The organism is Paenibacillus ginsengarvi, assembly GCF_003626695.1.
GTDB lineage: Bacteria > Bacillota > Bacilli > Paenibacillales > NBRC-103111 > Paenibacillus_AB > Paenibacillus_AB ginsengarvi.
The window spans coordinates 267327-284389 of record NZ_RBAH01000002.1 but is presented as its reverse complement, the minus strand read 5'-3'; the positions used below and the strand labels follow the sequence as shown (position 1 = coordinate 284389).

Genomic DNA, 17063 nt, shown 5'->3' with positions numbered 1-17063 from the left:
GATCATGCCCGCACTCCATGAACCGGGTAATCCGCTTTGTTTAATAAAAATGATTATGAAAGCCGTTTCCTGTCCGTTTATTCAAGACTTAGTCGTTTAACTAGGTTAGCCAGCAGTATTGTTCTTGGTATCAAACTTTCAATAACCAGAAATTCGTCCGCAGTATGAGCGTTTCCACCACGTGGACCTAGAGCATCAATCGTCGCTATCCCTATGGCAGCAGTCAGGTTACCGTCTGATCCTGAACCTACTTTCTTATCCGTTAACGACTCTCCCAGCTGCATCGCTTCTTCTTGAACAATATTCAATAAATGCTCAGAGTTGGCATTTTTGATCATCGGTTGTCTAGTAATGCCGCCTTCCAATACTAGTGTTGTTCCTTCAATCGTTGCAGTCGAGCAAATGTGTTTGATTTTACGCTCCAACTCTATGGCCTGATCCGGTGTCTCCATTCGTACATCAATAGAAGCATTGGCATGGGCGGCGATCGTGTTGCTGGTTGTTCCGCCGCTGACAACCCCGACATTGACATGCACGCCTGCATGGGGGTCGGTCAACCCATGAAGCTGAATAATTTTATGTGCGAGTTCGCCTATGGCGCTTCGCCCTTTTTCCGGTTCTTCTCCGGAATGCGCCGCCCTTCCGGTTACGTGCAATTCGAATTTACCACCGCCGCGCCTGCCGGTTATAAGCTTCCCCGTCATATCGCTTGGCTCAATGATCAAAGCAAACTTAATGCCTGCCGATTCCCGCTTTATCAGTTCCCTGGAATAGATCGAACCGTGTTCTTCGTCCGAATTCAGAATGATTTTGATCCGTTTGAAACTCTCGTCCCCTGCTTCAATCAATGATTGTATCGCAAACAGCGACATGACCAAGCTGGCCTTCATATCGTATACGCCGGGTCCGTAAGCGAACGATTCGTCATATGAAAAAGGGCGGCTTCGTGCGGTACCGACAGGGAATACAGTGTCCAAATGCCCAATGATCAAAATGCTCGGATGCATTGCTTCGGGATGAACAATGATCAAATGATCTCCACGCTCAGACTGCCGATCAACCACAACCTGAAATCCCAAAGCTTGAAAAGCGGAGGCCAGCACCTGCCCCACCCGATCCACACCCGCTTTATAAAAGGTCCCGCTATCGATATTGACAAGCTTCTCAAGCAGGTCGAGCATATCCGCTTTCCTGGCTTCCAAAAATGTGGACTGTATTGTTTTTCCTCCTTTCTTTGCGGCGCTCACTAACAGTGCCGGTTGCGTCAAACAATAGCTGCGTCGGTCGTCTTCGGCGCATACCGGTTTGCCGGAACGGGGATGCCCAGATTGCCCCGCAGCGTATCCGCTTCGTATTCTTCGCGGAACAAACCGCGTTTTTGCAAAATCGGCACAACATGATCGACGAATTCCTCCAAACCGCGCGGAGCCGCCGCTCCGACGATGAAGCCGTCGGCCGCGCCCGCTTCGAACCAAGCTTGCAGCTTGTTGGCGACCGTCTCAGGCGTGCCGAGGAACGTCGGTTTCGGCGTCGCGGTCTGCAGCGCAACCTGGCGAAGTGTTAGCCCTTCCTCCTTCGCCCTTGCTTTGATGCGGTCCGTGCCACTTTGGAAGCTGTTGCGTCCAAGATCGCCCAGCTCGGGGAACGGCTCGTCAAGCGGATACCGGGAGAAGTCGTGGTGCTCGAAGAAGCGTCCCAGGAAATCCAGCGCTTTATCGATGGACACAAGACCGGCGATCTCTTCGTACTTGCGCTCCGCTTCTTCCAGGGTGCTGCCGATAATCGGCCTGATGCCGGGCAGAATAACGATCTCATCCGGGTTGCGCCCCAATGCACGTGCGCGGCCCTTGACGTCGTCGTAATACAGCTTGCCTTCCTCCGCCGTCTCCTGGCCGGTGAAAATCGCGTTCGCCCATTGGGCGGCGAACTGTTTGCCGGACTCCGACGCTCCGGCCTGGAAAATAACGGGCTGCCCTTGCGGCGAGCGGGCGATATTGAGCGGGCCTTTCACCGAGAAATAGTCGCCCTTATGGTGCAGCGCGTGCATTTTGGCCGGGTCGAAGAAGACACCGGATGCCTTGTCGCGCACGAAGGCATCGTCCTCCCACGAATCCCAGAGCCCGGTCGCTACGCGCAAATATTCGTCGGCGATTTTGTAGCGTTCCGAATGGGACGGATGCTGCTGCTCCGTCTTGCCGTAATTGAGCGCGGAGCCTTCGAGCGGCGAGGTGACGACGTTCCACCCGGCGCGGCCGCCGCTGATCATATCGAGCGAGCCGAACTGCCGCGAGACGGTGAACGGCTCGCTGTACGAGGTCGACAGCGTGCCGACGAGGCCGATCTTCGAGCTGACCCCGGCCAGAGCGCTCAGGATCGTAAGCGGCTCGAACCGGTTGAGAAAATGCGGTATCGATTTTTCCGTAATATACAAGCCGTCGGCGATGAAGACGAAGTCAAACTTGCCATCCTCCGCCTTCCGCGTCCATTTTTTGTACAGTTCGAAATTGACGCTGGCATTCGTAGTTGCGTCCGGATGCCTCCAACCGGAAATGTTCCCCCCGACTCCGTGCAAAATGGCGCCCAGCTTGATTTGTCTCTTCTTGGTCATCGTAAATCTCCTCCGTCTCGATTGGGATTGTTTGGCCGTGCTCAGACCGACGCGGCCGCCAGCTCTTGGGCAAACGCCTCGGCCAGCAGGGTGTAGGAACGTTTGCGGGCCTCGAAGCTGCGCAGATGCGTGGAGACGACGATCAGTTCCTCCACGCCGAACTCCCGCCGCAGCTCCAGAAGCTGGGCGCGCACCGATTCCTTCGTGCCTTTGGCGATTTGCGCCGGCTGCGTTTCGATCTTGTACTCCTCGTTCGACTGTCTGCCGAATTCCTCGGCTTGCTCGACGGTGCCGACGGTGAGCGTTCGTCCGCTGGCCAGCTTGATTTTGACCAGCTTGTAAGACTGGGCGAGCTCCTGCGCCTCCTCCTCGGTATCGGCCACCGCAGCCGATAGCGCTAAGATCGGCTGCGGTGGCCGTCCGGCATCCGCAACAAACCGCTCCGCATACGTGCGGAACGCCTCGTGCGCCGTCGATGCATCGCTGTTAATGAACAGGGCGAACACGTAGGGCAGCCCGGCTTCGGCGGCAATCTCCGCGCTTGCTACGCTCGTGCCGAGCACGTACAGCTCGGCGGGGCGCTCGGCGATGGGAGCGGCGACAATGCCCGCATACGGATGATCGGCGGGCACCCGGTTCGCCACATAGCGCCGAAGTTCGGATAGCTTGTCGGATAATGGCGCCGTCTCTCCTTCGTTCTGCCGGAGCGCCCTCGTCGAACGGGGCAGTCCGCCGGGCGCTCGCCCGATACCTAGGTCGACGCGTCCCGGAGCCAGCGAAGCGAGCACGTTGAAATTTTCAGCGACCTTGTACGGGCTGTAATGCTGGAGCATCACTCCCCCGGCGCCGATGCGAAGCTTCTCCGTATGCGCCAGCAGGTGGGCGATCAGCACCTCGGGCGACGTGCCCGCTACGCGATCCGAATCGTGGTGCTCCGATACCCAGAATCGGTAATACCCGTGCCGCTCGGCCAAACGGGCCAGCTCGACGGTATGCTGGAAAGCCAGCGAAGGCGTTTCCCCGGGCAGTATCGGGGTTTGATCGAGAATGCTGAGCTTGAGGGCCATAAGGTTATCCACTCCGTTCTAGACTTCACCGGGACGGTTCGCAAGCAGAAACCGGACGACTTCCGTCTGCTCGCCGTTCAGGCTGATGATGTTCGTTTGCAGACCGACGCCCGTCACCTCGGCCACATTGACAGGTAAGAGTTGCCCTTCGCGCACTTCCTTGCTGACGCACAGGCCCGGCAGGAAACCGATGCCGGCTTTGTTCAGCACAAGCTTCTTGGCCATCTCCGCATTGTCCGTATGAAATTCGATTTCAGGCGGCCGGTTCAGGCTTTGAAAGACGCGATGAATGCGGAGCCAGTCCAGCGAGCCGCATTCGAAGAAAACGAACGGCTCGTCGACGAGCAGCTCGGCGGCGACCTCCTCTTTGCCGGCCAGCGGATGGTCGGCGTACGTATACAGGCGGATCGGATCTTCGTAAAACTTGAGCGATTGCAGGTTCGGATGGGTGATGTTGCGGACGAAGCCGACGTCCAGCTCCCGGTTTAGCACTTTGGCAACGATCTCGTCGGTCAGCGCCGTCGTCACCTTCATATGCAGCCCGGGATAACGCGCCTTCAGTCTGGGCAGCAGCTCCGGTATGATATAGTTCGACACGGATCCGGTGCAGCCGAGCCGCAGCTCCTGCGGGATCATCCGGGGGCGCTGGAGTTGCTGCTTGCCCTTTTGGTACGTTTGCAGCAACTGCTGGGCGTAGGGCAGGAACTTGACGCCGTTCTCAGTCAAATGCACCTGTCGGCCCAAGCGGTCGAACAACCGGCAGTCCAGCTCGCGCTCCAGAGACTGGATGCGCGCCGTGACGGAAGGCTGCGACAAATAAAGTACTTCCGCGGCCTTGTTAAAGCTGCCGTAATGAAAGACATAAACAAACGCTTCAATATTCTCGAAATTCATGTACAGCTCCCCCGTTCGATGGCGCTCGCAAGTGCAACACCTCTCCTAGTCGGCGGGATAATGGCACGCCACCGCATGATCCGGCGTTACTTCCCGGAATTCCGGCTGCTCCAAGGCGCAGCGGTCGGTTGCCAGCGGGCATCGCGTACGGAAGCGGCAGCCGGAGGGGGGACTAGCGGGCGACGGAATTTCCCCCTGCACGGCGGCAAACCGGCGCTTCTGGTCGGGGAGCGGAACGGGGATGGACGCAATCAACGCCTTCGTATAAGGATGAGCCGGTTGCCGGAACAGCCGTTCGCTCGGCGCAATTTCCACCAGTTTGCCCAAATACATCACGCCGATGCGATCGGAGACGTAGCGAACCACATTCAGACCGTGACCGATAAAAAGGAACGTCAAGTCCAATTGCTGCCGAAGCTCCTGAAGCAGATTGACGATCTGAGCCTGAACCGACACATCCAGCGCAGACACGGCTTCGTCGGCCAGTACGAACTTCGGCCGGAGAGCGATCGCCCTCGCGATGCCGATCCGTTGGCGCTGTCCCCCGGAAAACTCGTGGGGATACCGGTCATAGGCGCTTGGCCCCAGACCGACAAGCCGCAGCAGCTCCAGCACCGCCTCCTTCTTCTCCGCGGCGGTCCCGCCGCCATGAACGGCGAACGGCTCACCGATGATGTCCCCGACCTTCCAGCGCGGATCGACGGAGCCGTATGGGTCCTGGAAAATCATCTGCATCTGCTTGCGCTCGGCGCGCAGTTCGGCTGCGGACAATGCGCCCAGCTCGCGCCCTTCGAACCGAACCGACCCGGAAGAAGGTTTCTCCAGCCGCAAAAGCACCCGACCGAGCGTCGACTTGCCGCTGCCCGACTCCCCGACAAGACCGAATGTCTCGCCCCTGCGGATCGTAAACGATACATCGTCGACGGCTTGAATCACCTTTCGGTTTCCCGGAAACATCGAGCGGCCATACGGATAATGCTTCGTCAGATTCCGCACCTCGAACAGCACGTCGGCGGAAGAACGCGGCTCTCCGGCGGGAAGTCGCGCGGACTCGGACTCCGACAAGGATATCGGGACGGGCGAACGCTCCGAGGGCGCCTCGGGCTTCGAGCGCGCGGCGGCAACCACCCGGTCGACATGCCAGCATGCCGCCTGCCGGCCTTCCCGGTTTATCAGCGCCGGCGTTTCCCCGGCGCATTGCTCCGTGGCATAAGGGCAGCGGGGATGGAAACGGCACCCGCTCGGCAGTTCGGACAAGCTCGGGATCGAACCGGGAATCGTATACAGCCGCTTCGAGCGATCGCTGTCCATCGCCGTAATCGACTGCAGCAGCCCCTGCGTATACGGATGATGCGGCTCGGCGAACAGCTCGGTGGTGGCGGCCTGTTCGACGACCTCCCCGGCGTACATGACGACAACCCGATCGGCGATTTCCGCAGCGATGCCCAGATCGTGAGTGATGAGCAAAATCGCCATGTTAAACTCGCTCTTCAGCTCCTGGAGCAGCTGCAAAATTTGCGCCTGAATCGTAACGTCGAGCGCCGTCGTCGGTTCGTCGGCGATGAGCAGCTCAGGGCCGCAGCTTAAAGCCATTGCGATCATCGCCCGCTGCAGCATTCCCCCGGACAGCTCGTTCGGGTACATTTTAAGCCGCAGCTCCGGCTCTGGGATGCCGACGCGCTGGAGTAAATCGATCGCCCGCTTCCGGGCTTTATCGGCCGTCGTTTTGCGGTCGTGGCGCACAATCGTCTCGACGATCTGCCGGCCGATCGTAAAGACCGGGTCGAAAGCGGCCATAGGCTCCTGGAACACCATCGCCATCTTCTTCCCGCGCAGCGATCGGAGCGCCTGCCGGGGAAGTCGGGCGATGTCCACCCCGGAGAGCCGGATCGAGCCGGCGCTGATCGAGCCGTTCTCGTCGTCGATCAATCGCATGACGGCTTTGGATGTAACGGTCTTACCGCTCCCCGACTCGCCGACGAGGCAGACGGTTTCGCCCGCCTCTATCGAGAAGCTGACATCGCGGATCGCCTGCACGATACCTTTGGCCGTTGCGAATTCGACGCTTACGCTTTCCATATTCAGCAATTGACTCACCTGCGTCTCCTCCTGTACGCGGCCTAAGCGCGCCGTTTCTTCGGATCGAGCTTGTCGCGCAGCTCGTCGCCGATGATGTTGACCGACAGAACGAATAACGTTATCGCCAGTCCCGGGAATGTGCAAATCCACCAGGCGACGGTCAAATACCCCCGGCCTTGGGATAGAAGCGCCCCCCAGTCCGGCACCTCCTTCAGCACGCCGAGACCCAGGAAGCTGAGCCCGGACCCGGTCAATATCGCCGTTCCTACGCCGATGCACGCCATAACGAGCAGCGGCGACAGCGAGTTGGGCAGCACATGCCGGACGAAGAGCGACAGTTCGGTCGCTCCGATGGAGCGCGACGCCATTATGAACGGGCGGTTTTTGATGCTGAGAATTTGACCTCGCATAATTCGGGCGTAATTCGGGGCCGAGGCGATGGCGACGGCCAATATGATGTTCCACAGACCGGGACCGAGCGCAGCGGCAACGGCAAGCGCAAGCAGCACGCCCGGAATCGTCATGACGATGTCGACGGCTCGCATCAACACCGTATCCGTCCATTTGCCGACATAGCCGGCCAAGGCGCCGATCAGCGCTCCCGACAGACCGCCGACGACGACCGAGGCGAAGCCGATGAACAGCGATTCGCGCGCGCCGAAGACGATTACGCTGTAGATGTCCCGCCCGAAATAATCGGTGCCGAGCCAGTGGGCTGCGCCGGGCGCAAGCAAGATCCGGTCAGCCTGCATGTCGGTGGGCGAATATGGAGCGATCCACTGCGGCGCGACCGCACATAAGATAAGGAACAAAACGACCAGTCCGGCCGTGAAGGCCAGCGCCCTGGACCAGGCGATTCGCGGCGCCGCACGCCGGTTAGCCTTAGCGGTGCTCCTCGTTCGCCATAACGGTTTGACGGTTGCTGCTTCTCTCATCGAATGGTTCTCCTCCTAGCTTTGCAGGCGCCTGACCCGCGGATCGATATAGGAATACGAAATGTCCACCAACGCGTTGACGACGACATAAACGATGGCCGTGAACAGGACGACTCCCTGTACGACCGGGAGGTCCTTGGTCATGAGCGCGTCGGAGATGATGCGCCCGATGCCTTGCCGCGAAAATACCGTTTCGATCACAACCGCCCCCGCCAGCATTTCTCCGACGAGCAGGCCGATCATCGTCACCGCCGGAATAAGCGCATTACGCAGCGCGTGCCGGTACAAAACCGTGCGCTCCGTCAACCCTTTGGCCCGCAGCGTTGTAATAAACGGCTCGCCGAGCACCTCAAGCATGGAATTGCGCACCATGCGGACGATAAAACCGGCCCCGAGCAAGCCGAGTGTCAGCGAGGGCAGCACGAGCGCCGCAAAACGATCCGAGCCCATCGCCGGCAGCCAGCCGAGCGAAACGGAGAACACCAGAATAAGCAGAATGCCCGACCAGAAGGTCGGCATCGAGATGCCGAACAATCCGACCACTCTCGCGATCAGATCGATCGCCTTGTTCCGGTGAATCGCGGAGAGGACGCCGAGCAGCACGCCGGCTGCAACGGCGATCACGGCGGAGGCCGCCGTTAGCGCCAGCGTAGCCGGGAAATGGGTCATGATTTTGGGCAGCACCGGCTCGGAATTGATCAGCGAATGTCCGAAATCGCCGCGCAGCACGTTGAGAAAATAGCTCACAAACTGCTCGTAAAAGGGGCGGTCGACGCCAAGCTGATGCCGCAGATTGGCAAGCGCCTCCGGGCTCATCGCGCTTGGATCGACCATATTCATCACGACATCGCCGGGCAGCACGTACAGCACGCAGAATACCAGGATGGAGGAGCCCGCAATGACGCCGAGGGAACTGAGCAATCGAATCGTAACGGCCTTGGTCATCTTCGCCGCCTCCTTACTTTTTCGTCAATGCGACGTCGTTGAACAGCGGATAGCCAAGCGGGTCGAACTTGATCCCGGTCACGCTTTTGGAAGCGGCCACCGTATACGGGAACACGTAAATCGGCAAAATGACCGCGTTGTCGATAATGTAGTGCTGCACCCTCTTGTAAATTTCCTTGCGCTTGGCCGTGTCCGTCTCGATAACGCCTTGCTCCAGCAGACTGTCGATCTCCGGATCGGACAGCTTGGACAGCGTCGGACGCGCATTCGGGGCCGGCGTATGGTAGAAGGCGTTCAGCGCAACCGGGTCGGAATTCACCTGGCTGTTGCCGTACAAGTCGTAAGCTTGATTCGTATAAACGACGGTGGCCGTGTCCTTCGTAATCTCCACCTCGACGGCGATGCCGACCTTCTTAAGCTGCTGCTGGACAATGGCGGCTATATCGTTGCGCTTCTCGCGGTTCGGCGAGCCGTCGACATAGTGCAGCGTCAGCTTCTTGCCGTCCTTCTCACGCACGCCGTCTGCGCCTTTCGCCCAGCCTAACTCGTCAAGCAGCCGGTTGGCTTTGTCCAGATCGGGCTTGATGCCGTTCTCCAGCGACGGGTCGTAGCCGAAGGTCGTCGGGGAAAGCGGAGACCAAGCTCTTGGATACGTACCGAGATACAAGCTTTTGACGATGGAGTCGATGTCGACGGCGTACTGCACCGCCTGGCGGGCTTTGACGTTGTTCCACGGCGGACGCTGCTGGTTGAAGAAAAGCGTGTAAGGCACGCCGCCCGTATTGACTTGCAGCAGCTGCAGCTTGGCGTCGTTTTTCAGCGAGACGATGTTTTGCGGCGGCACGGTTTCGGCTGCGCTTACTTGACCGCTCTGGACGCTGCCGATGCGCGTCGCCTCTTCCGGCACGATCTTGAACACGATCGAATCCAGGTACGATTTGCCCTTGTTGTCCACCAGCTCAGGCGCCCAGGCATAGTCGGGATAACGCTCGACCTTGATCTCCGCATTGTCGTCCCACTTCACGTATTGGAACGGACCGGTGCCGACCGGGTTTTTGCCGAATAAATCGCCGTACTTTTTCGCGGCCGTCGGAGATACGATGCCGAGCAGCGCCTGGCTCAAATTGCCGAGGAACGCTACCGACGGCGTCTCCAAATTCAGCTTGATCGTAAAGTCGTCGATCACCTCCGACGATTTGTACGGCTTCAGCAGCGCCGAAGCGTTGGCCGCTTTCGTCGCTGGATCGAGAATGCGGTCGAAGCTGTATTTGACCGCTTCGGCGTTGAACGGCGTACCGTCGTGGAATAACACATCCTTGCGCAGCTTGAATGTATAGCTTCTGCCGTCCGGCGAGATCGTCCATTCCGTCGCAAGCCACGGCTTGATCGTATTGTCCGGAAGCTGCACGACCAGACTGTCGTAGATGGTGCGAATGACGCGGACGGCTACCGCCAGCCCGCTGCGATGCGGATCGAGCGTATCCGGCGACGTCGCCAGCGCGAACGACAGTTCGCCTCCGGGTGAGGCCGCAGACTTCGACTCGGCGCCGGGCGTCGTCCCGGCAGCCGCTCCGGGACCCGGCTTGGCTTCGCCGCACGCCGCCAGCGCGAGAAACGCTGCGGACACAATAGCCAAATATTTGACCCATCTGAATGTTTTCATTCGGTATTCACTCTCCTGGAGTAGTTCGTTTAAATCAAATAATTCCTATTGGAAATATATGAATTATTGTCCTTACTTTATCACCGCCCAATCGCACCGTCAATCGGTCCGATTCCAGACATCTTCTATACTCGGATAGAAAGTTTCTATCGATCTGTTCAGACAGCCGGCTGCGCTTCACGGTACGCTCGGCGTACCCGCTCGATCTGCTCCAGATGCCGGTAAACATGCTTCGTGAAGCTCTCCACGATATCGGCGATGCGTACCGTATCGCCTTTGGCGTTCACGCCGCTCTTCTCCAAGCCGCTTGCCGGCAGACGCCTCAAGAGCAAGCCGTTATAGCGGAGCAGCTGTTCGAACGTTTCCAGAATAGTCGCCACCTCGGCTTCGTTGGCCAGCTGCCCGCTCACCCAGGCGTCCTGCTCGAAGCTCGGAAGCCGCGCGGTTGTGCCGGCCAACACGTCGCGTAAACGAAAGGACACGACGATACTGTGATCGGCCAGATGGTTCAGCACTTCGGTTACGCTCCACGATTGCGGCGACATCTTCCATGTCAGTTCCTCTCTGGTCAAGCCTGCTACGGCCCGGACGAGCTGTCCGTGTGTATCCAGAAACGCTTCGATGTCAATTTCACTCATCGTCTTTTTTCCTCCTCAAGCGATTAGGGGCGGGACAGACCTGCGGCGGCTTCGGCTCGGGCGGCCGCATAACGGTTCGGCGGAACGGGCAGGCCCAAGTTGCCGCGCAGCGTATCGCTCTCGTATTCCGTGCGAAACAGCCCGCGCCGCTGCAATACGGGGACGACAAGATCGACGAAATCGTCCAAGCCGCCCGGCACGACGGTCCGCACGTTAAAGCCGTCCGCGGCGCCGCCCTCGAACCACTGCTGAATCCGGTCGGCCACCTGCTCTGGCGTTCCGATGAAAGCCGAGCGGGGAGTCGAAGCGCGCAGCGCCGTCTGCCGCAGCGTCAGGCCGAGCTCCTTCGCCTCTCGCTTGATCTTGTCGGTGGTGCTGCGGAAGCTGTTGCTGCCCAATTCGCCGATATCCGGGAACGGCTCGTCGAGCGGATAGCGGGAAAAATCGAAATGCTCAAAATACCGCCCCAAATAGTCAAGCGCCTGCCCGATCTCCACCAGTCCGGCTATTTCCTCGTACTTTCGCTCCGCCTCCCGCTCCGTTCGGCCGACGATCGGACCGATGCCAGGGAAAATGAGCACGTCGTCGGGTCGTCTTCCATATGCGGCTGCCCGTGCCTTCACGTCCCGGTAAAACGCCCTTGCTTCCTCGAACGTCTCGTGCGCCGTATAGATCGCGTCGGCCGATTGGGCCGCCAGCTCCTTGCCCGGCTCCGAGGAGCCGGCCTGGAACACGACCGGATGGCCTTGTCGCGAGCGGGCTACATTAAGCGGTCCTTGCACAGAGAAATGGGCGCCCCTGTGATGCAAAGTATGCAGCTTGGCGGGATCAAAAAAGACGCCGTTCGCCTTGTCGCCGATAAATGCGTCGTCCTCCCACGAGTCCCACAGCCCTTTGACGACGTTCAGGTGCTCTTCCGCGATCTCGTAGCGCAACGCATGGTGCGGATGCTCGCCTTTGCCGAAATTCAGCGCGGAGCCTTCTAACGGCGAGGTGACGACATTCCATCCGGCGCGTCCGCCGCTCAGCTTGTCGATTGAGGCGAATTGCCGGGCGACCGTAAACGGCTCGCTGTACGATGTGGACAGCGTGGCGACCAGTCCGATGTTCGTCGTCACGGCGGACAACGCGGAGAGCAGCGTAAGCGGCTCGAACCGGTTCAGAAAATGCGGATTCGATTTTTCGTTGATGTACAAGCCGTCGGCGATAAAGAGCAAATCGAACTTCCCCTCCTCCGCCTTCTGCGCATGTTTCTTGTACCAGTCCAGATTGACGCTGGCGTCGATCGGCACATCGGGATGCCTCCAGAAGGAGATGCTGTTGCCTACACCTGCCAAATTGGCTCCAAGCTTCAGTTGACGTGTTGCCATGAAATTTCCTCCTTTTTTAAACCAAATATACATATAGGTTTTATCGGGATTAGAGATTGACTATACTGTACACCAGCGGAAGCGAGAAGTGTATATCGCTTTGTTCTATCCATCGATCGAATCCTTCTATAGGAAGGTCCGGCTTCGGCCGTGGCTGTTAGCTGCTGTACATGTCGGCGAAGCCCCGAACTTCGATCGGTAAAAAAATAAAGACACTCCCCTTTCATAAGGGAATGTCTCTCCAGCAGTCTGGTCGAATCCATTTTTATCTTATTTATCCGATGTAATTACTATGAATTTATTTTTCCACTATATCACCGTAACTTTGTACGGTCAACCGATTTTTTTGCTTCAAGTTTGTTCCCAGACAACTTCTCTTGGCCTTTCGCTTTTCACTCATCGGCACTGGGACCGTAAATACCTGGAACCGGCACATCCAGCAGCCGAAGATAAACCGTCAGCTGTCCTCGATGGTGATACCAGTGATTGAGCAGTACCGAACGCACCTGCTCGAACCGCGGCGTCTCGATCAAGACTGCGCCTTGCAAAGTCCATCTAAAGGTCTCGCGCAGGCTTTCCTCGTCCCATGAACTAACAATCTCCTCCGCTGCGGCTACTTGTTGCTCCAGCATCGTGAGAATCTCGGAAACGGATACCGCCTCAGGGAGAGGAACGGTCGGCACTTCTTGAGCCGGAGCATGTAGCAGCACGCTCAGCATGCCGGGCAAACTTGCCGTATGCAAGGCCAATTGCCCGAGGGACATCGATTTGGCATGCGGTCTCCAGGTTAGACTTGCTTCCGGAATGCGTTCCAAAACACGGCGAGTAGAAAGAGTCTCCCGCCGCAGTTCCTCCAACAAATCCTGTATTGTACTCAAAACAATCTCCTCCTCGATCAGCTTATCCCCAATTATATGGCAACCTGAAGAGGAGAGTTTCTTTTGAATTGCTAAGTTAGGAATTGCTTACTTGCAAATGTCTTGAATGGCTCCTTGTATATGGCTAAATTGAAAAGCGAAGCCGTGCCTCTGCAGTCTTTCCGGAATGACCCAACGACTTTTGAGAAGAAGCTCCGTTTCGGTCCGGATGACTAAAGCGCCGATTTCCAGCAACCATCTTGGGGAAGGCAGACCGAATTTTTTGTTCAAAACCGATCGCATCTCACTCATTAATTCACGGTTCGTAACCGGATGCGGGGAAGCGCAGTTGATTATGCCTTCCAGCTCTTTATGCTCCATGATGAACAAGACGATCCTGAACAAATCCTCCACATGAATCCAGCTGAACATCTGATTCCCCGGCCCTTGCGCACCTCCAAGACCGAAGGCAACCAAGTTCTTAAACGGATTTAGGACTCCGCCGTCTTTTCCCAAAACAATCGCTATTCGCAAGGCGGCTTGCCTCGTTTTCGGAAGTGTGAAGGAGAAGAACGCATTCTCCCAAGCTTTGGCTACTTCGACGGAAAAACCCGTACCGATTTCCCCGTGCTCCTCCGTCATCGCCCGATCTTCCGCATGCCTATAAATGGTTGCCGTACTGGAGTTGATCCAAAGCGGGGGCGGATTGTTGCATAACAGCAGCGCTTTCCCAAGTTGCAAGGTGGTCTCTGTGCGGGAATTTACAATTTCGTCCTTATTCGAAGGATTATACCTGCAGTTCACGGACTTCCCTGCCAGATTCATCAAAAGCTCTGCACCCTCCAGCGCTTCGGCGATCGCATGGACATTGCTCCAAGCTATATTTCCTGGCTTCCTCGAAATAATCCTTACTTCATAGCCGCGAGCTTCAAAGCTCCGCTTAAAATAGTTTCCGATAAAGCCCGTTCCGCCAGCCAAAACAACTTTTCTGTTCAATCTGTTTGCCCCCGTCCCTCGCTCCCCGCGTTTTCTTTATCATAGCCTCCTTTCGGAACATGCAGTAGTTCTATATTTCGTAGGTCCCTCCTACCTGGGGATTCAAACGGGCAAACGGATGTTAATCAGCAGCCGAGCGGGAGACGCAGCGGGTTATCCTTTCTTCCGTAAAGTCCTATGAAATCGTTGCGCACCCTTTCGACAAGAGCCACTGCTTAATCACGAACATAAACGGTTGGGCATCCTGTTCATAAAAGACGGCAACCTCCTGCTGATAGGCATAATTCAATCGTACATAGCCGCCCAGCTGCCGGTAGAACAGCAAGCAGGCATAGGGAGTCTCGATGATGAAATCCGGCGGAAAATCCGCCTGACACGCTCCGGCCAGTTCGGGCAGCGAAAGCTGATTCTGCCCTGGCGGTAAACGCAAAAAGAGATGGCTCCGGGTGCCCGTCCACGGTTCATAATAAACGCCCTCCTCTTGGCTGCGTCCGTACACCTCGCGGTATAGGTCATCCAGTACCAAGGCGTATGTCCCATCGTCCTCCCGTTCCCGTGCCTGCGGCGAAATCGCCTTTATGCACTCCGCATGCCGAGGCAGCCAGAGCAGCCCCTCCGTCCCGGGATGTACCGCCAAAAAGTCGCCGTCCACCGTCGTCCCTATAGCGATACACTCACCGATCTGTTGCTCTTGAATCGGGCTGTCGTCGTCAAATTCCCATAACCCATATTCGGCAAAAGGTTGTAACACCTCCGGATCGGGCAATTGGACGTTCATCCACCCTCTGTAAGTCCCTTGGCCGAATTGCCGCAGAAACCGAAAGTATCCTGGTGGGTAAATAGCCGCGTCCTGGTTTGCAAGCGTTTGGTTTTGGGCCTCGGACAGCCGAATTTGCCGGGATACGATATACATGAAAACTCCCTCCGTTTCCTAAACGATGACGCAATCACCATTCGTAAAAATGATCCTCAATGAGCTCCTCGAATGAATCCGCTAAAGGCTTGATCTCTCCGGTATCGTGATAACAGATGACCACTTGGCCTGCCGGATTGATAATAATCGGATCACCGGATCCATCCATGGAGATGACATAACCGGTCCGTAAAACCTCTTCAAAGGGAGGTTCGTTGAATTGCTCCCGAAACTCCAGCGTCAGCTCGACAACCGTTTCTTTTCCAAGACTGGAGCCATTGGAGAAAGCATGTATAGCGAGACCTGCATAGGCTCCTCCAAACGTTCGGATAAAGCGCAGGTAATCCTCATGAAAGATGACGTTCAGCCGCTGCTGGGCCGTGACGATTTCCTCTTGGCTCGCCGGTGTGCCTACCAGTGTTTTATGATCTTCCCGGTGAAGGAAAGCTTTCAATCTCTCCAATAACGCCTCGTTCATAGTTCGACCTCCTTCCCTGCCCTTACTTCGCCGCTTCCGCCAGCAACTCGATGTCTTGTGTAGGCTTCAAAACTGTCGCCTCCTTTCCGTAAGGAAACCCTATCGATCGGGACCATACGTTCCATTATAAAGATCGTTTGTCCTGAATCCACAGACTTTTTACCTGAATTCTGGGGATTTGGCCGAGTCGGAATCAAACCTCAGTCATCATGTCCATCTCGCCTTTTGGCGTAATAGGCTTCTTCCCCGAGCCAGTGTATAGTCGCCCCGTCGATTTGTCCGGAAAATTTTTTCCGGAAGGAAATACGAACATAGGCCGCTTTCGCATAAAAATCGATCTGTTCCGCAGCTTCGGATTGGAAGAAAAGCTCCAGTTTGAATCCGAATATGGTGATGAACAAACGCTCTTGCTCCACGGTTACGTGAATCCGTATAAAGGCTTCGTAGATTCCGGCAAACGCCTCGTAACGCATGGGTTGCACCTGTGCCTGAATTTCTGGCTTGTCCGGGAAAGCTTCCGTTTCCCCGAAGATCATGCCGGCCAAGTCCCGATTCATTTTTTCTAGAGGAGACAACAAGAAGTTGCTTAACACAATAATTAAGAGCCGTTCGTCGGCAAATCTGGTCATTCGGGTGACATACCCGGGATTGCCCAATCCCCCGTGATGGATTCGGGTTCTTAAGCGTCCGCCCAAAGACTGCCGGTCAATATACCAACCATATCCGTAATTTTGCAGAAACGGGGTAAATATGCGCTCTCTGGTTTGCCGGCGGAACAGCAGTTCGGAATGCAGGGCTTGGTCCCATAAGCTCAAATCGCCGGTAGAGGAATACAGTCCGGCTGCTCCGGCATGGGTCGACATATGCGCATACTCTCCGTGAACGACCTCATCGCCCGCCGCAGAGTAACCGTCTGCCCTATGCTTCAGTATGCGATTATGAACATCGTAACCGGAATGAAACATGCCAAGAGGATGAAAAAAATGATCCTGCAAAAACGATTCGAACGGTTTCCCCGAGACTTGCTCAATTAAATAGGTCAGTAAAATATAGCCGGAATTCCCGTATTGGAACTGATCTCCTGGAGAAAAGGCAAGCGGCTGATCGCGGAATTTCTGAATGACATTCTCCAGCTTCATGGCCACTTTCGTATTCAAGCCCACGGGATGTGAAAGACCGGACGTATGCGTCAACAGATGATGAATGGTAATTGTATCCCCATTCGGAAAATCGGCCAAATACCGGCTAATAGGTTGATCCGTGTTAAGGACGCCTTGCTCGTGCAGCAAAATGATTGCGGCAGCTGTAAAGGATTTGCTTACGGATCCCAACCGGAAGATCGTATCACGTGTATTTTTGACTTCGTGCTCCCGGTTAGCCATTCCATAGCCTTCGTTTAACACAATCTCGCCATCGTGGGCTACCAGCACAGATCCGCTGAAATAGTCCAATTGCTCATAAGCTCGCAGATATTCGTCCATCCTTGATCTCAACGTCTCTCGGTCGTGCATGTTAAAAGACGAGTCGGAGCATTCGGACGAAATGAAAAATTTCATAGCGCTATCCTCCCGATAATTATTCTTTTTTGTTTTTTGCTCCCTAGAGCGTCAACGGCTCACT

The 17063-nt window shown here is 56.5% G+C and carries 15 protein-coding genes; all 15 read right to left on the bottom strand.

The annotated features are described in order from the left end of the window. Window positions 1-77 precede the first annotated feature (77 nt). The gene (locus D7M11_RS04400; protein WP_420817641.1) at window positions 78-1181 is read right to left on the bottom strand and encodes a M20 family metallopeptidase; all 1104 of its coding nucleotides are present in this window, start codon (window positions 1179-1181) and stop codon (window positions 78-80) included. Between the two features lie 83 nt (window positions 1182-1264). Then, window positions 1265-2608 (bottom strand): LLM class flavin-dependent oxidoreductase, encoded by a 1344-nt coding sequence (locus tag D7M11_RS04395; protein ID WP_120745949.1) that lies wholly within the window; start codon window positions 2606-2608, stop codon window positions 1265-1267. 41 nt (window positions 2609-2649) lie between these two features. Next, the gene (locus D7M11_RS04390) at window positions 2650-3675 is read right to left on the bottom strand and encodes an LLM class flavin-dependent oxidoreductase (protein ID WP_120745948.1); all 1026 of its coding nucleotides are present in this window, start codon (window positions 3673-3675) and stop codon (window positions 2650-2652) included. A gap of 18 nt (window positions 3676-3693) precedes the next feature. Continuing rightward, a complete protein-coding gene (locus tag D7M11_RS04385; RefSeq protein ID WP_120745947.1) occupies window positions 3694-4569 on the bottom strand; it encodes a LysR family transcriptional regulator in 876 nt (291 codons plus the stop codon). Window positions 4570-4614: 45 nt separating this feature from the next. Continuing rightward, on the bottom strand, window positions 4615-6666 hold the full coding sequence (locus D7M11_RS04380) for an ABC transporter ATP-binding protein (RefSeq protein ID WP_120745946.1): 2052 nt from the start codon (window positions 6664-6666) through the stop codon (window positions 4615-4617). A 23-nt stretch (window positions 6667-6689) separates the two neighbouring features. Further along, on the bottom strand, window positions 6690-7583 hold the full coding sequence (locus D7M11_RS04375; protein WP_120745945.1) for an ABC transporter permease: 894 nt from the start codon (window positions 7581-7583) through the stop codon (window positions 6690-6692). Window positions 7584-7598: 15 nt separating this feature from the next. Next, window positions 7599-8528, bottom strand: a complete 930-nt coding sequence (locus D7M11_RS04370; RefSeq protein ID WP_120745944.1) for an ABC transporter permease — start codon at window positions 8526-8528, stop codon at window positions 7599-7601. A 13-nt stretch (window positions 8529-8541) separates the two neighbouring features. Next, window positions 8542-10191 (bottom strand): ABC transporter substrate-binding protein, encoded by a 1650-nt coding sequence (locus D7M11_RS04365; RefSeq protein ID WP_120745943.1) that lies wholly within the window; start codon window positions 10189-10191, stop codon window positions 8542-8544. A gap of 158 nt (window positions 10192-10349) precedes the next feature. Next, complete coding sequence (locus D7M11_RS04360) at window positions 10350-10829, bottom strand: DinB family protein (protein WP_120745942.1); 480 nt, start codon at window positions 10827-10829, stop codon at window positions 10350-10352. A 23-nt stretch (window positions 10830-10852) separates the two neighbouring features. After that, entirely contained in the window at window positions 10853-12199 is a 1347-nt protein-coding gene (locus D7M11_RS04355; RefSeq protein ID WP_120745941.1) for an LLM class flavin-dependent oxidoreductase, read from the bottom strand. 392 nt (window positions 12200-12591) lie between these two features. Continuing rightward, window positions 12592-13077: a DinB family protein gene (locus D7M11_RS04350; protein ID WP_120745940.1), complete on the bottom strand. Its 486-nt coding sequence runs from the start codon at window positions 13075-13077 to the stop codon at window positions 12592-12594. A gap of 87 nt (window positions 13078-13164) precedes the next feature. Beyond that, window positions 13165-14052, bottom strand: coding sequence for a TIGR01777 family oxidoreductase (locus D7M11_RS04345; RefSeq protein ID WP_120745939.1), 888 nt, complete (start codon window positions 14050-14052; stop codon window positions 13165-13167). A gap of 175 nt (window positions 14053-14227) precedes the next feature. Beyond that, a complete protein-coding gene (locus D7M11_RS04340) occupies window positions 14228-14965 on the bottom strand; it encodes a hypothetical protein (RefSeq protein WP_120745938.1) in 738 nt (245 codons plus the stop codon). A gap of 34 nt (window positions 14966-14999) precedes the next feature. Further along, window positions 15000-15443 (bottom strand): SMI1/KNR4 family protein, encoded by a 444-nt coding sequence (locus D7M11_RS04335; protein WP_120745937.1) that lies wholly within the window; start codon window positions 15441-15443, stop codon window positions 15000-15002. Window positions 15444-15643: 200 nt separating this feature from the next. Then, on the bottom strand, window positions 15644-16999 hold the full coding sequence (locus D7M11_RS04330; protein WP_120745936.1) for a serine hydrolase domain-containing protein: 1356 nt from the start codon (window positions 16997-16999) through the stop codon (window positions 15644-15646). Between the last annotated feature and the right edge of the window lie 64 nt (window positions 17000-17063).

What these genes read in the sequence shown, in the direction of transcription:
- D7M11_RS04400 (WP_420817641.1), bottom strand. Translation starts at nt 1,181, where the DNA reads ATGCTCGACCTGCTTGAGAAGCTTGTCAATATCGATAGCGGGACCTTT.
- D7M11_RS04395 (WP_120745949.1), bottom strand. Translation starts at nt 2,608, where the DNA reads ATGACCAAGAAGAGACAAATCAAGCTGGGCGCCATTTTGCACGGAGTC.
- D7M11_RS04390 (WP_120745948.1), bottom strand. Translation starts at nt 3,675, where the DNA reads ATGGCCCTCAAGCTCAGCATTCTCGATCAAACCCCGATACTGCCCGGG.
- D7M11_RS04385 (WP_120745947.1), bottom strand. Translation starts at nt 4,569, where the DNA reads ATGAATTTCGAGAATATTGAAGCGTTTGTTTATGTCTTTCATTACGGC.
- D7M11_RS04375 (WP_120745945.1), bottom strand. Translation starts at nt 7,583, where the DNA reads ATGAGAGAAGCAGCAACCGTCAAACCGTTATGGCGAACGAGGAGCACC.
- D7M11_RS04370 (WP_120745944.1), bottom strand. Translation starts at nt 8,528, where the DNA reads ATGACCAAGGCCGTTACGATTCGATTGCTCAGTTCCCTCGGCGTCATT.
- D7M11_RS04365 (WP_120745943.1), bottom strand. Translation starts at nt 10,191, where the DNA reads ATGAAAACATTCAGATGGGTCAAATATTTGGCTATTGTGTCCGCAGCG.
- D7M11_RS04360 (WP_120745942.1), bottom strand. Translation starts at nt 10,829, where the DNA reads ATGAGTGAAATTGACATCGAAGCGTTTCTGGATACACACGGACAGCTC.
- D7M11_RS04355 (WP_120745941.1), bottom strand. Translation starts at nt 12,199, where the DNA reads ATGGCAACACGTCAACTGAAGCTTGGAGCCAATTTGGCAGGTGTAGGC.
- D7M11_RS04340 (WP_120745938.1), bottom strand. Translation starts at nt 14,965, where the DNA reads ATGTATATCGTATCCCGGCAAATTCGGCTGTCCGAGGCCCAAAACCAA.
- D7M11_RS04335 (WP_120745937.1), bottom strand. Translation starts at nt 15,443, where the DNA reads ATGAACGAGGCGTTATTGGAGAGATTGAAAGCTTTCCTTCACCGGGAA.
- D7M11_RS04330 (WP_120745936.1), bottom strand. Translation starts at nt 16,999, where the DNA reads ATGAAATTTTTCATTTCGTCCGAATGCTCCGACTCGTCTTTTAACATG.